The organism is Rhodococcus sp. P3_B8 (assembly GCF_056402775.1).
The window spans coordinates 1-12,478 of record NZ_JBFUGT010000053.1; the positions used below are offsets into that span (position 1 = coordinate 1).

The window sequence follows — 12,478 nt, forward strand, 5'->3', positions numbered from 1 at the left end:
CCCCACGGTGGAGGTCGAGGTGCTGCTCGACGACGGAAGTTTCGCTCGCGCCGCGGTTCCGTCGGGCGCATCGACCGGTGAGCACGAGGCCGTCGAATTGCGAGACGGCGGCGACCGGTACGGCGGCAAGGGTGTCGAGAAGGCCGTCGAGGCCGTCCTGAGCGAGATCGCTCCGGCCATCATCGGGATCGACGCCACCGAGCAGCGGACCGTCGACCAGGCCCTGCTGGACGCCGACGGCACCCCGGACAAGTCGCGTCTGGGCGCCAACGCGCTCCTGGGTGCGTCGCTGGCGGTGGCCCGCGCGGCCGCCGAGTCGTCGGGTCTGGATCTCTTCCGTTACGTCGGCGGCCCCAACGCCCACGTCCTTCCCGTCCCGATGATGAACATCCTCAACGGTGGCGCGCACGCCGACACCGGTGTCGACGTCCAGGAGTTCATGGTCGCCCCGATCGGTGCCGCCACGTTCAAGGAGTCGCTGCGCTGGGGCGCCGAGGTGTACCACGCCCTCAAGGCGGTGCTGAAGGAGAAGGGCCTGGCCACCGGTCTCGGTGACGAGGGCGGCTTCGCCCCCGACGTCGCGGGCACCAAGGAAGCACTGGACCTGATCAGCGTCGCCATCGGCAAGACGGGCCTGGTCCTGGGCACGGACGTGGCACTGGCACTCGACGTCGCCGCCACCGAGTTCTACACCGACGGCACCGGCTACAAGTTCGAGGGCAGCAATCGGACCGCGGCCGAGATGTCGGCGTTCTACGCCGAGCTGGTCGACGCGTACCCGATCGTGTCCATCGAGGATCCGCTGGACGAGGACGACTGGGACGGCTGGGTCGCCCTGACCGATCAGATCGGCAACAAGGTCCAGCTCGTCGGTGACGACCTGTTCGTCACCAACCCGGAGCGCCTGGAAGAGGGCATCGTCAAGGGCGCCGCGAACGCTTTGCTGGTGAAGGTCAACCAGATCGGCACGCTGACCGAGACCCTCGACGCCGTCGACCTCGCGCACCGCAACGGCTACAAGACGATGATGAGCCACCGGTCCGGTGAGACCGAGGACACCACCATCGCCGACCTCGCGGTCGCCGTGGGCAGTGGTCAGATCAAGACCGGTGCTCCCGCCCGCAGCGAGCGCGTCGCCAAGTACAACCAGCTGCTGCGCATCGAGGAGAACCTGGGCGACGCCGCCCGCTACGCCGGCGAGGTCGCGTTCCCGCGGTTCGCGTTCGAAGGCTGACGTTCGACAGTCGAGTAAGGGGTGTTGGAGTAGGTGGCACAGCGCGGCAGGCCGCGGTCGTCCGGAGCAAGTCCGGGCGGCCGGGGCTCCGGGCGTGGTGAACGGGCCCGCGGAAACCGGGCGGACGGCACTCCCGGCGGAGCGCGGCGCCCCCGCACCACCAAGTCGACGACGCCGGGGCAGGCCGACGGCAAACCGGACGCCGTCGACGGCTCCGACACCGGCAAGGTGCTCCCCGGTCGCGCCCACCCGAGACGGGTAGGAGCGGCCGGGGCCGCCCGCGCAATTCGCTCCGAGCACACGATCCTCGGACTGTCGACGGGCAAGGCGCTCGTCCTCGTCATGGTCGTGCTGCTTCTCGCGCTCACCCTCGCGGTCCCGCTGCGCAACTACCTCACCCAGCGTGGGGAAGCGGATCGTATTGCGGCGGAACAGGTTCAGCTCGAGAAGGATCTTCAGGAGCTGCGGATCCTCGAGGAGCGCTACTCCGACCCCGCCTACATCGAGGCGCAGGCACGCGGCCGGCTCCGGTGGGTGAAGCCCGGCGACACCCCGTTCCAGGTGCAGTTGCCCGGCGACTACAAGGAGCCGGAGAAGCAGGAGGAGAAGGACGCCGAGATGGCAGGCCCCTGGTACTCCGACCTGTGGAAGACCATTTCAGAACCGCCGGCCGCGCCCGAGGTGCGGCCGGCACCGGCTCCGGCGCCCCCCGTGGTGCCGCCGCCCGTACCGCCAGAACCAGGAGAACCCACCGGGTGACTAATTCGTCCGACCCGTCCAGCCCCGTGCCGCAGGAAGACCTCGACGCCGTCGCCGCCCAGCTGGGCCGCGAACCGCGGGGAGTGCTCGAGATCGCGTACCGCAGTCCCGACGGCACGCCCGGCGTCGTGAAGACCGCGCCCAAACTTCCCGACGGAACACCGTTTCCGACGCTGTACTACCTGACCGATCCGCGACTGACCGCGGAGGCCAGCCGGCAGGAGTCTGCCGGGGTGATGCGTGAGATGACCGAGCGTCTCGGACAGGATCCGGAGCTTGCGGCCGCGTACCTGCGCGCCCACCAGTCGTATCTCGCCGAGCGCGACGCCATCGAGCCCCTCGGAACTGACTTCACCGGCGGCGGAATGCCCGAGCGCGTCAAATGCCTGCACGTGCTGATGGCCCACTCGCTGGCGAAGGGGCCGGGCGTCAACCCGCTGGGCGACGAGTCGGTGGCACTCGCCGCGTCCGCGGCAGGCGGAAAGCTGAGGGGCACCGCGATTCCCGCGGACTGGCCCGGCATCGACGACGTCGAAAGTCCCGAGCAGTGACGCGCGTCGCCGCCGTCGACTGCGGCACGAACTCCATCCGTCTGCTCGTCGCCGACGTCGACGAGCAGGGCGCACTGCACGACGTGTGTCGCGAGATGCGCGTCGTCCGGCTGGGACAGGGCGTGGACGCCACCGGGCGCCTGGCGCCCGAGGCCATCGAACGCACCCGAGTCGCGTTGAGCGAGTACGCCGGAATGATCGCGGACGCCGGCGCCACCGCCGTCCGCATGGTGGCCACGTCCGCCACCCGCGACGCATCCAACCGGGAAGACTTCTTCTCGATGACCCGCGAGGTGCTGGGCGCCGTAATCCCCGGCGCCGGGGCCGAGGTCATCACCGGCGACGAGGAAGCACGGCTGTCGTTCAACGGGGCCGTCGGGGAACTCGATCCGTCGCAGGGACCGTTCGTGGTCGTGGACCTCGGCGGCGGTTCCACCGAAGTGGTGCTGGGCGACGAATCCGGCGTCCACGCTGCCTTCTCCACCGACATCGGGTGCGTGCGCATCACGGAGCGCTGCCTCCATGACGATCCGCCGACACCCGCACAGGTCGAGGAGGCCCGCGCGTTCGCGCAGGACCGCCTGGACGAGGCGTTCGCGCGTGTCCCCGTCGAACAGGCCCACACCTGGGTCGGCGTCGCCGGAACGATGACCACCATCGCCGCGCTCGCCAAAGAACTGCCTGAATACGACGCCGAGCAGGTGCATCTCTCCCGCATCCCGATGCCCCGGCTGCGGGAGGTCTGCAACTCGCTGATCGCCATGACCCACACCGAACGGGCCGCCCTCGGCCCGATGCACCCGGGGCGGGTCGACGTCATCGGCGGCGGCGCGATCGTGACCCTCGCACTGGCCGACGCATTCGAGAAGAAGGCCGGTATCGACCAACTCGTCGTCAGCGAACACGACATCCTCGACGGAATCGCATTGTCGATCGCCTGAGCTAGGGTGATCTGCGCACGGTCGCCGAGGGACACCCTCGGCGACCGGTAGCCCCTATRGCCCAATTGGCAGAGGCAGCGGACTTAAAATCCGCCCAGTGTCGGTTCGAGTCCGACTGGGGGCACCACCGTGCAGGCGTGCTTCGGCGGGTCAGGGCGTGCGGACGAGTTCCGCCCGCATCTGGGTGAACAGGAACAGCCCGGGGCGGCCGGCGATCTGCTCGTACTCGCGCACGACGTCGTCCATGAACTCCGGCACGGCTGCGTCGTCGAGGTGCGTGGTCCAGTCGGTGGATCCGACGGTGCACCACCGCGCGAATTTTTCCCGGGAACCGAAATCCCATTCGACGTCGCGCACGACGAGGTCGGTGGTGCCGAGTCCTGCTGCCTTCGCGACGTCGCGGAACTTCTGCGGTTCGATGTGGATGAACGGCGCCGTGAAGTCGGTGAAGAACTCGGCCCATCGCGGGCGTGCCGCCGCGGCCATCAAAACGTCTTCGACACTGGTCCGTTGGCTCGCGCACACCATCTGGATGATCACACGCCCGCCGTCCACGACGCTGCGGGCGATTCCGGCCAGTGCCACCTGCAGGTCGGGGACCCAATGCAGGGCGTTGAAGGACACCGCGACGTCGAACGCGCCATCGAACGGGAGGGCGCGTGCATCGGCGGTACGGAACTCGGCGCGGGTGCCGTCCGGCAGTGCTCTGGATTGGGCCTTCGCGATCATCCGCGGCGACGCGTCCACTCCGACCACCGAGCCGCCGGGGAGCCGTTCGGCGATCCGGAGCGTGACGAAGCCGTCGCCGCATCCCACGTCGAGCACCCGTTCACTGCCCGCGAGGGCGAGGTCCGCGATCGACTTCTCCGCGACGGCGCGCTGGAGGGCGCCGACATCGGCGTAGCCTTCGCCGTCCCAATCGACCATGACGGCCGGGCCCGGCCTACCTCAGGCGCCCTGGTGGTGCGGGCTCGGGTGTGCACTGCCGCCGGATCGCGCGATGGACGCGCGGACGCGGGCCGTGGCCTGCCAGATCTGGGTGCTGTCGTGGACGCTGATGACCGGTATGCCCTGCTCACGGGCGTGCTGAACGGTCAGTGCGTCCTGGGGTGAGCCGATTCCGTCGAGGACGTCCTCGGTGACGATCGCGCAGAGCGCGGGGCCGTCGATCTTCCGGACGGGCTCGAGTCCGTGGACCACCATCCACTGCTTGACCATCGCCCAGTGGGACACCTCTTTGTACCGCGTGGGGTTGCCGATGAAGAGAACCCGACGGGAGCGGCGGGCGCGAGCGATATCGATGTGCGTGACGGTAGCCATGGCGGAGGGTTCCTGTCCGTTGCGGGATTCCGTACTGTCAATCCCCAATCGCAGCGGTTTCGTTACGCGCCGGTCCAAGAAGTTCGCCATTCCCGCGTACGTGAGTGCGAAAGAGTGCTCGAACACGCTTCGCCGCTCACGTACGCACGGTCCGTCAGCTGCCGAACGGACTGCCGGACGAGCCTCCGCCGCCCGGCCCCGACGTCTCGGTCACGGTGACGACGGTGGGTTCGACGGTGCCGTTGTTCAGCGGCGGGACGCTTCCCCACTGCTCGAAAGACGGCACGCTCGAGCAGGACCATTGCACCGCGTACTCGCCGGGGTCGACGGTGGCCCGCAGTTCGCCGTCGTCTCCGCCCATCACGACGGTCGGGCCCACGGTGGCGGCAGGCACGGTTCCGTCGACGGGGACGATGTTCATCACGCACACCACTGCCCCGGACACGTCGTACCGGACGTCCATGATGACCGCATTCCCGTCGACGCCGATGTCGACCGTGACGTCTTCGGGTGCCGCGGACGCGGTGGGGGCGGCGAGGAGACCCGCGCCGGCGACAGCGGCGGCGATACCTACGGTTCGTGCAATCGTGACCTTCATCGGTGCATCCTTCCGGACTTCTCGGTTGCCGGGTGATACGAGGCATGAGCCACCCGGGAGTATCGCACCTCGAACCCTCATCTGCTGGGATGTGGAAGGTGGAACACTGCTGGTCTGGGAGTTCGGCGTGTCGATCCGACACCCGGTGCATCGAAGGAGACGGCGAAGTGCTCGGACGGAAGAACTACACGAAGGAAGAAATCGATCATGCCGAGGCGTCCGTCGCGGAGCAGGTCGCCGCGTACACGTCGCTGACGGGGGCGATTGCGGGCGAGGTCACGGGCAAGAAGGTCTTCGCCGCACTCGAGGACTTTGAGCCACTGTTCTTCGACAACATGGTCCTGGTGCTGGACCGCTACTTCGTCCATCGGATCCGGGCGGTGACGGGCAAGGACGGGAACCCGCTCAACGAAGTCGAGATCATTGCCGACTCGTTGATGAACAACGACGGGATCCTGCGCGGCATCAGCGTCCTGAAGTATGTCTCCGGCCAGTCCGTTCTGAAGCTCGAGATCGGCGACCGGATCCGTGTGAGCGCCGACGACTTCGAGCGGTTGTCGGCGGCGTTCTTCGCGGAACTGCGGTCGCGGTTCCTGGCATGAGCGTGTGGTTCACGTCCGACCTGCACCTTCGTCACGCACGGCTGGTGGAGATCCGGGGCTTCGAGGCGGAGATCGACGCGCACGACGAATCCATTCTCGACGCGCTCGGCACCGCCGTCGGGAGCGGCGATCAACTCTGGATACTCGGCGACATCACCGTCGGTGGTAAGGCCGCCGAGGACTGGGCGCTGCGCGCACTGGGCGAGTTCGCGCGGACGCGGAACGTCGAACTGCATCTGATCCCCGGCAATCACGACTCGTGCCACCCGATGGCGAACCGCAACAGTCACGTCCGGCAACGGGTGTTCCTGGAGACGTTTGCGTCGGTACAGTTGTTCGCGCGGCGGAAGCTCGCGAGCGAGACCGTGCTGCTCTCCCATTTCCCGTACGTCGGCGACCACACCGCGGAGGACCGGGGCGTGAAGTACCGGCTGCAGGACGAGGGAGATTGGTTGCTGCACGGGCACACTCACCAGGACTGCGTGCTCGACCCGTCCGTGCACCCACGGCAGATCCACGTGGGCTGGGACAGTTGGCGCAGGCCCGTGCACGTCGACGAGATCGCGGAGATCATCGGGTCGGACGCGTCGACTCGGTGACCGGTGTGGCGTCGGCGCGGTATCGGCCGGGTGTCGATCCGTGCGCGTTCTTGAACAGCCGGGAGAAGTGGGCGGCGTCGGCGAAACCCCAGCGGGCACCGATGGCCGAGACGGGTAGGTCGCGGTAACGGGGATCGGCGAGATCGCGTCGGCACTGCTCGAGGCGACGGCGTCGAATCCATCCGCTGACCGTGTCGCCGTCGGCTTCGAACATCTTCTGCAGGTGCCGCACCGAGATGTGATGCGCGGCGGCGATCGAGTGCAGATCCAGTTCCCGGTCGGCGAGCCGCTCGTCGAGGAAGGCGGTCACCTTGGCGCGCAGTGCGTCCCCGCGCGACTGCGGGAGCACCCCGCCGGCGAGGTGAAGTTGCTCCGCGAACGCGGCCGCGACCAGATCGAGGACGGCATCGCCGAGGTGCACCGCGACGGTGGGGGAGGCGTCGGCGATCTGCTCGCCGAGCCCGCGCAACAGTGGGGTGACGACGGCACCGAGCCCCTGTCTGCCGGGCACACGGCGTGCGGTGAGCTGGGCGATGCCGTCGGGCGGAACGCGGAGGAGGTGCCGGGGGAACATCACGACCAGCATCCGGAAGCGGTCGTCGAACGACAGCTGATACGGCCGGGTCGTGTCGTAGATCGCGAAGTCGCCGGGGGCGAGCGCGGTTTCGCGGCCGTCCTGGCTCAGGACGCTGTTCCCGCGCACCTGCAGTCCGAGTTTGAAGTAATCGGGGTTGGCGGCGCGGATGGTCCGGGGCGTTCGCCGAATAACGTGCGGGGCGGCCGTGACCTCGCTGATCCGGACCGCACCGACCGTCGCGCCGCGGATGACGCCACGGAAGTCGTCGTGGTCTGCCGACGTCATCTCGAGGGGGACGAACGCGTCGCTCACCGACTCGCGGAACTCGTCGAACGAGACGAGGCGCTGTTCCCCCGGACGGATGAGACTGCTCACGACCATCGTCTACCTCAACTGCGTTTGACGGCTTCGCGGGCGGCGGTGCCCGACGCCAGCTTCTCCAGCAACCCGATCAGGACGAGCCGTTCCGACGGTGTCAGCGTCTCGGTCCACGTCTGCTCGCGCTTGTTGTGCGCCGAGTACGTGCTGACGATGGCGTCGTGCCCGGCGTCGGTCAGCTCGAGGTCGACCGCCCGGCGGTCGCCTGCGGACGGTCGCCGTGTCACGAGGCCGTCGCGCTCGAGCGTGTTCACCAGCGCCGACACGGCAGACCTGCTCATCCCCGACAGTGAGGCCACCCGCTTGGCCTCGCACGGTCCGGCGAGCCACAACACGAACAGCACCCGGAACCCAGGCCAGCTCCACCCGCTGGGCCGGTGGACCGTCGACTCGAGGTCGTAGACGAGGGCACTGGTCACGCGGTGCAGCGCGAGAACCAGCCGCATGGACACCGGGTCGACCTCTGGCAGTTCGTCGACGGTCTTGCCTACCGCGAAGTCCACGAAGGACAGGAAGTCCAGGTTGCTCTGGTCGGTCGTCTCCTCGGGCATGAGCACAGGTTAGCGGCCGAACGGGTGTAATCAAAGCCTTGACCAATAGCGCCCGTGAGTACTTATCAACGTCGGGCGGTTAATAAGTACTCACAGGCCGCGCGCGGCATTGCCCGCGTCGACGGGCAGGACGATGCCGCTGATGTGTGCGCTGCCCTCGGCGGCGAGGAACAGTACGACCCGGGTGATCTCGGCGGCGTCCAGCCACGCCACCGGTTGGGCGTGCAGGCTGCGGAACACCGGTTCCACGTCCTCCGCTGCGGGCGCGTCGAGGTCGGGACGCATCATCCGGTAGAGGGCGTCGTTGTGAATCATCGGTGTCGAGATGTTTCCCGGCGCAATCGCATTCACCGTGATGCCGTGCGGGGCGAGGTCGAGCGCCGCGCTCTTGGTGAGCCCGATGACGCCCCACTTCGACGCCGCGTACGCTGCCATGTTGGTGTTGCCGGCCCGGCCGAGCATCGACGAGATGGTGACGATCCGGCCGTATCCCCGCCGGATCATGCCGGGCGCCACCGCTCCCACGGTGTTGAAGACGCCGGTGAGGTTGGAACCGATCGCCTCCGACCACTGTTCCTGCGTGAGCGACTGCACCGGTGCGGCCACCGAGACGCCGGCATTCGCGACCGCGACGTCGATTCTCCCGAACTCGGACTCCGCCTCCGCGACCAATGCGTCCATCGCCGCCCGGTCCGCGGTGTCCGCCTCGGCGGTGATGCACCGGTGACCGGTGGCGCGCACCAGTTCCGCGGTTTCGTCGAGATCGGCGGCAGTGGCCAGGGGATAGTTCACGGCCGGGCTGTCCTCGCAGCGGTCGCACAGAACTATGTCTGCTCCGCGTTCCGCCAGTGCGACCGCGTGGCTGCGGCCCTGACCGCGGGCACCGCCGGTGATCAGGGCGACCCGGCCCTCGAAGTCTTCCATCGTCGTTCTCCTGTCCGGGCGGATCAGCGCAGCTTGATGCGGCCGCCGTCCGCCATCAGTGTCTGTCCGGTCATGTACCGCGAATCTTCGGACGCGAGGAACACCGCGACGGGCGCGATGTCGGTCTCGGGATCGCCGATCCGCTGGAGCGGAACCTTCGCCACGGACGCGGCGGCGCGTTCGGGGAATCGTTCCTGCCAGGCGAGGACGCCCTCGGTCGCGGCGAACGGGCAGATCACGTTCACCCGGATCTGATCGGCCGCCCACTCGTTGGCCGCCACCCGGCTGACGCCGCGGATCGCTTCCTTCGCCGCGGCGTACGACGTCTGGGTGGGCATGCCGTCGAGCCCGGACCCGGACGCGAAGTTGATCACCGAACCCTTCGCCGCCTTCAACTGCTCGTAGCAGGCCTGCATGAGGTGCACGACCGGATAGAACCCGGTCCGGAACGAGAGATCGAACATCTCCTGGGTGTGGTCGATCAGCAGTGCCTGCCGGGAGGCGTGGGCGTTGTTGACCAGCACGTCCACGGATCCGAACGCGGCGACGGCGGCGTCCCGGATCTGCTCGGCGGACTCGCGCCGGGAGATGTCGGCGTTCAGAAAGCGAGCGGACGATCCCAGTTCCTGCTCGAGATCCTTGCCGCGTTCGTCGTCGATGTCGACGAACAGGACGTTGGCGCCCTCGCGGACGAACACCGTCGTCACGGCGCGGCCGATGCCTCCGGCGCCGCCCGTCACGATCGCCGTCTTTCCGTGCAGCCTAATCGTGTGCTCCTTCTGCGGGTGTGGCTCAGACACCGGCGGTGTCGCCGGTCGCCAGCGCGACCTTCTCCAGTTCGGCGACGCTGAACGCGGCATAGTTCTCGTGCGGTCCGCGGCCGGCGAAATAGGGTGTGAGATGCTCCTCGAGCTCCTCGGGTGAGAAGGCGGAACCTGCTGCGTCGAAGCGGTTCTCGACCTTCGGCGCTGCCATCAGCGCGACCATCTTGCCGTACACGACGAACACCTGCCCGTTGATCTCGTCGGAGGCGGGGGAGGACAGGTAGTGGACGAGCGTGGCGACCCGGCCGGGGGACAGGGGGTCGGGTCCCGCGTCGGCCGTGTTCTCGCCGAACGCGTCGGCGGTCATGGCCGTCCTGGCGCGCGGGCAGATCGCGTTGGCGCGCACCCCGTAACGCGAGAGGCCCTGTGCCGTCGACAGTGTGAGCGCGGTGATCCCGGCCTTCGCGGCCGAGTAGTTGGGCTGGCCCGCCGATCCGAACAGGAACGCCTCGGACGATGTGTTGACGACCCGCCCGTACACGGGGCCTCCGGCGGTCTTGCTCGCCTCGCGCCAGTGCACGGCCGCGGCCCGCGACGTGGCGGCGTGCCCCTTGAGATGGACGCGGATGACTTCGTCCCAGTCGGATTCGGAGAGGTTGAAAATCATCTTGTCGCGCAGGATTCCGGCGTTGTTGACGAGGATGTCCATCGATCCGAATGTGCGGACGGCCTCGTGCACGAGGCGTTCGCCCAGCGACCAGTCGGAGACGTCGCCGGTCACGGCGGTGGCGCGGCCGCCTGCTGCCGCGATCTCCGCGGCCACCGCGTGTGCGCCGTCGCCCATGTCGTTGACGACGACTGCCGCGCCTGCGGCGGCGAGTGCGAGGGCTTCGGCCCGGCCGAGGCCTGCGCCCGCGCCGGTGACGACGGCGGTGCGTCCGGCGAGGCTGAGTGATTCCGTCATGGGAACTCCTGATTGCGAGAAGAATTAGATTTCATTCTAGTTGTATCGCACGAACTACTGATCAGTCACTACATAGGCACGATTCAATGGGGGAATGTTTTCTACTTTCCCTGCTGATTCGGCATCGACGACACCGGCTGCGGGCAGGTCTCGGTGAGTGGGAACTGTGGTCGACGTCACTGGGCGGCATGCCAGGTTGGGCGTGCTGATCCTCTCGAATCCCCCGGAGCCACATATGCATAACATGCCCCTGTCCCCAGGTGAGGCGGAGCGCGCACCGCTCTCACGCGGGAAGGCGTTCGCCCTGCTGGCCTTGATCATCCTTCTGGTCGAAGTCATCCCGCTCGCCTACAACTTCGTCACCCCGGCGCTGCCGGAGATCGCGAAACACTTCGGCACCGCGAACGTCGGCTGGGTGATCACGATCGTCACCCTGATGCTTGCCGCCTCGACTCCGCTCGTCGGCAAACTCGGCGACATCTACGGCAAGAAGCGGATGATGCTCGTGTCCGCCGCGGTGTTCGGCGCCGGCTCACTACTCGGCGCGCTGGCCCCCAACTTCGAACTCTTCCTCGTGGGCCGCGGCTTGCAGGGTGCGGGCATGGCGATCCTCGTGCTCGCCTACGGGTTGATCCGAGACATTCTGCCCCCGTCGATCATTCCCGTGGCCGTGGGATTCGTCGCCACCGGAATGGGCGCCAGCACCATCCTCGGCCCGATCATCGGCGGTTACCTCATCGACCACTTCGGCTACACCGGCGTGTTCTGGGCGCAACTCCTCCACGTGGMGGTCGTCGGAATCGCGGTCGCGATCTTCGTTCCCGAGACCACGCTGCGGACGCGATCGAAGCTGGACGTGCTCGGCGCGGCCATCCTCGGCCTCGGCGCATTCGTGCTGCTGTTCGGTATCGGCAAGGCCACCGCGTGGGGGTACACGGCCCCGCAGACATTGCTGTGCGTTGGCGGCGGGCTCGCCATCCTCGCCGGCTGGCTGCTCTACGAACGCACGCCGAAGGAACCGCTCATCGACCTGCAGATGCTGAAGCACGGACCCGTCGCGAAAACATTGGCCGCCAGCGGTTTCGTCCAGTTCGTCCTGGTCAGCCATTCGATGCTCATCCCGATGTTCGTGATGACCGATCCCGACCTCGGTCTCGGTTACGGATTCGGAGTCACCGCACTCGCCGTCGCCATCTACACCGTCCCCACGGGCGTCGTGTCGATGATCGCGGGCCCGGTCGGCGGATACTTCACCCGCCGCATCGGCCCGGCACCGGTTCTGGTGTTCGGCGGCGCGTCCCTCGCGCTCGGATCGTTCCTGCTCGCCACCCTGCACGACTCGACGGTCCAGATGATGTTCGGGCAGTTGGTGATCGGCCTCGGGCTCGGTTCCGCATCGGCGACGCTGCCGAACCTCATCATGCGCACCGTGCCCGCGCAGACGCAGGGAATTGCAGGCGGGATGCTGAACCTCTCCGGCTCGCTGGGTAGTGCGATCGGCAGTCAGGTGATGATCGCCATCGTCGCGATCCCCGGTGTCGTGCTGGTGGGCCGCGCCGCGCAGTACTCGGAGAGGGGCTTCGTCTACGCCTTCTTCACACTCGCCGTCGCCGGACTGCTGGCCTCGGTGATGGGACTTCTCCTCATCCGCAACAAGATCGAGCGTCCGGTCGACGTGGCGTCGCCGAAGTCGGAGATGGTCGCCTGACAGTTTCC

General features: G+C 67.9%; 15 protein-coding genes and 1 tRNA gene. 8 read left to right on the forward strand and 8 right to left on the reverse strand.

Features of this window, described 5'->3' with window-relative positions; genetic code table 11:
- The 5 genes from eno to AC1D1G_RS18755 form a co-directional block, all read left to right on the forward strand.
- On the forward strand, window positions 1-1,234 hold a 1,234-nt coding region (eno, locus tag AC1D1G_RS18735), incomplete at its 5' end, for a phosphopyruvate hydratase (protein ID WP_477953175.1).
- 33 nt (window positions 1,235-1,267) lie between these two features.
- Window positions 1,268-1,993, forward strand: coding sequence for an FtsB family cell division protein (locus AC1D1G_RS18740; RefSeq protein ID WP_477953176.1), 726 nt, complete (start codon window positions 1,268-1,270; stop codon window positions 1,991-1,993).
- A complete protein-coding gene (locus tag AC1D1G_RS18745) occupies window positions 1,990-2,544 on the forward strand; it encodes a DUF501 domain-containing protein (protein ID WP_280781467.1) in 555 nt (184 codons plus the stop codon). Before AC1D1G_RS18740 ends, AC1D1G_RS18745 begins: the two co-directional genes overlap by 4 nt.
- Window positions 2,541-3,485, forward strand: coding sequence for a Ppx/GppA phosphatase family protein (locus tag AC1D1G_RS18750; protein ID WP_280781468.1), 945 nt, complete (start codon window positions 2,541-2,543; stop codon window positions 3,483-3,485). Before AC1D1G_RS18745 ends, AC1D1G_RS18750 begins: the two co-directional genes overlap by 4 nt.
- Window positions 3,486-3,535: 50 nt before the next feature.
- A tRNA-Leu gene (locus AC1D1G_RS18755) sits at window positions 3,536-3,612 on the forward strand.
- 23 nt (window positions 3,613-3,635) lie between these two features.
- Here the strand turns inward: AC1D1G_RS18755 and AC1D1G_RS18760 are convergent.
- From AC1D1G_RS18760 to AC1D1G_RS18770, 3 genes are all read right to left on the reverse strand, one after another.
- A complete protein-coding gene (locus tag AC1D1G_RS18760) occupies window positions 3,636-4,412 on the reverse strand; it encodes a class I SAM-dependent methyltransferase (RefSeq protein ID WP_477953177.1) in 777 nt (258 codons plus the stop codon).
- 21 nt (window positions 4,413-4,433) lie between these two features.
- The gene (locus AC1D1G_RS18765) at window positions 4,434-4,805 is read right to left on the reverse strand and encodes a hypothetical protein (RefSeq protein WP_477953178.1); all 372 of its coding nucleotides are present in this window, start codon (window positions 4,803-4,805) and stop codon (window positions 4,434-4,436) included.
- 154 nt (window positions 4,806-4,959) lie between these two features.
- Window positions 4,960-5,403, reverse strand: a complete 444-nt coding sequence (locus tag AC1D1G_RS18770) for a hypothetical protein (protein ID WP_280781471.1) — start codon at window positions 5,401-5,403, stop codon at window positions 4,960-4,962.
- A gap of 167 nt (window positions 5,404-5,570) precedes the next feature.
- Here AC1D1G_RS18770 and AC1D1G_RS18775 point away from each other — a divergent pair, with 167 nt between their 5' ends.
- Together AC1D1G_RS18775 and AC1D1G_RS18780 are read left to right on the forward strand one after the other, a co-directional pair.
- Window positions 5,571-6,005: a hypothetical protein gene (locus AC1D1G_RS18775; protein ID WP_477953179.1), complete on the forward strand. Its 435-nt coding sequence runs from the start codon at window positions 5,571-5,573 to the stop codon at window positions 6,003-6,005.
- Entirely contained in the window at window positions 6,002-6,604 is a 603-nt protein-coding gene (locus AC1D1G_RS18780; RefSeq protein ID WP_283331405.1) for a metallophosphoesterase, read from the forward strand. The genes AC1D1G_RS18775 and AC1D1G_RS18780 overlap by 4 nt, the downstream gene beginning before the upstream one ends.
- On the opposite strand, the gene AC1D1G_RS18785 is transcribed toward AC1D1G_RS18780, so the two are convergent.
- From AC1D1G_RS18785 to AC1D1G_RS18805, 5 genes are all read right to left on the reverse strand, one after another.
- Window positions 6,576-7,562 (reverse strand): AraC-like ligand-binding domain-containing protein, encoded by a 987-nt coding sequence (locus AC1D1G_RS18785; protein WP_477953180.1) that lies wholly within the window; start codon window positions 7,560-7,562, stop codon window positions 6,576-6,578. The genes AC1D1G_RS18780 and AC1D1G_RS18785 overlap by 29 nt on opposite strands.
- 8 nt (window positions 7,563-7,570) lie before the next feature.
- Window positions 7,571-8,110, reverse strand: coding sequence for a MarR family winged helix-turn-helix transcriptional regulator (locus tag AC1D1G_RS18790; protein ID WP_280781476.1), 540 nt, complete (start codon window positions 8,108-8,110; stop codon window positions 7,571-7,573).
- Between the two features lie 90 nt (window positions 8,111-8,200).
- Window positions 8,201-9,034 (reverse strand): mycofactocin-coupled SDR family oxidoreductase, encoded by an 834-nt coding sequence (locus AC1D1G_RS18795; RefSeq protein WP_477953182.1) that lies wholly within the window; start codon window positions 9,032-9,034, stop codon window positions 8,201-8,203.
- A 23-nt stretch (window positions 9,035-9,057) separates the two neighbouring features.
- Window positions 9,058-9,801: an SDR family NAD(P)-dependent oxidoreductase gene (locus AC1D1G_RS18800; RefSeq protein WP_477953205.1), complete on the reverse strand. Its 744-nt coding sequence runs from the start codon at window positions 9,799-9,801 to the stop codon at window positions 9,058-9,060.
- A 25-nt stretch (window positions 9,802-9,826) separates the two neighbouring features.
- Window positions 9,827-10,762: a 3-oxoacyl-ACP reductase gene (locus tag AC1D1G_RS18805; RefSeq protein ID WP_477953183.1), complete on the reverse strand. Its 936-nt coding sequence runs from the start codon at window positions 10,760-10,762 to the stop codon at window positions 9,827-9,829.
- Window positions 10,763-11,006: 244 nt separating this feature from the next.
- Here AC1D1G_RS18805 and AC1D1G_RS18810 point away from each other — a divergent pair, with 244 nt between their 5' ends.
- A complete protein-coding gene (locus AC1D1G_RS18810; RefSeq protein ID WP_477953206.1) occupies window positions 11,007-12,470 on the forward strand; it encodes an MFS transporter in 1,464 nt (487 codons plus the stop codon).
- The last annotated feature ends 8 nt before the right edge of the window (window positions 12,471-12,478 follow it).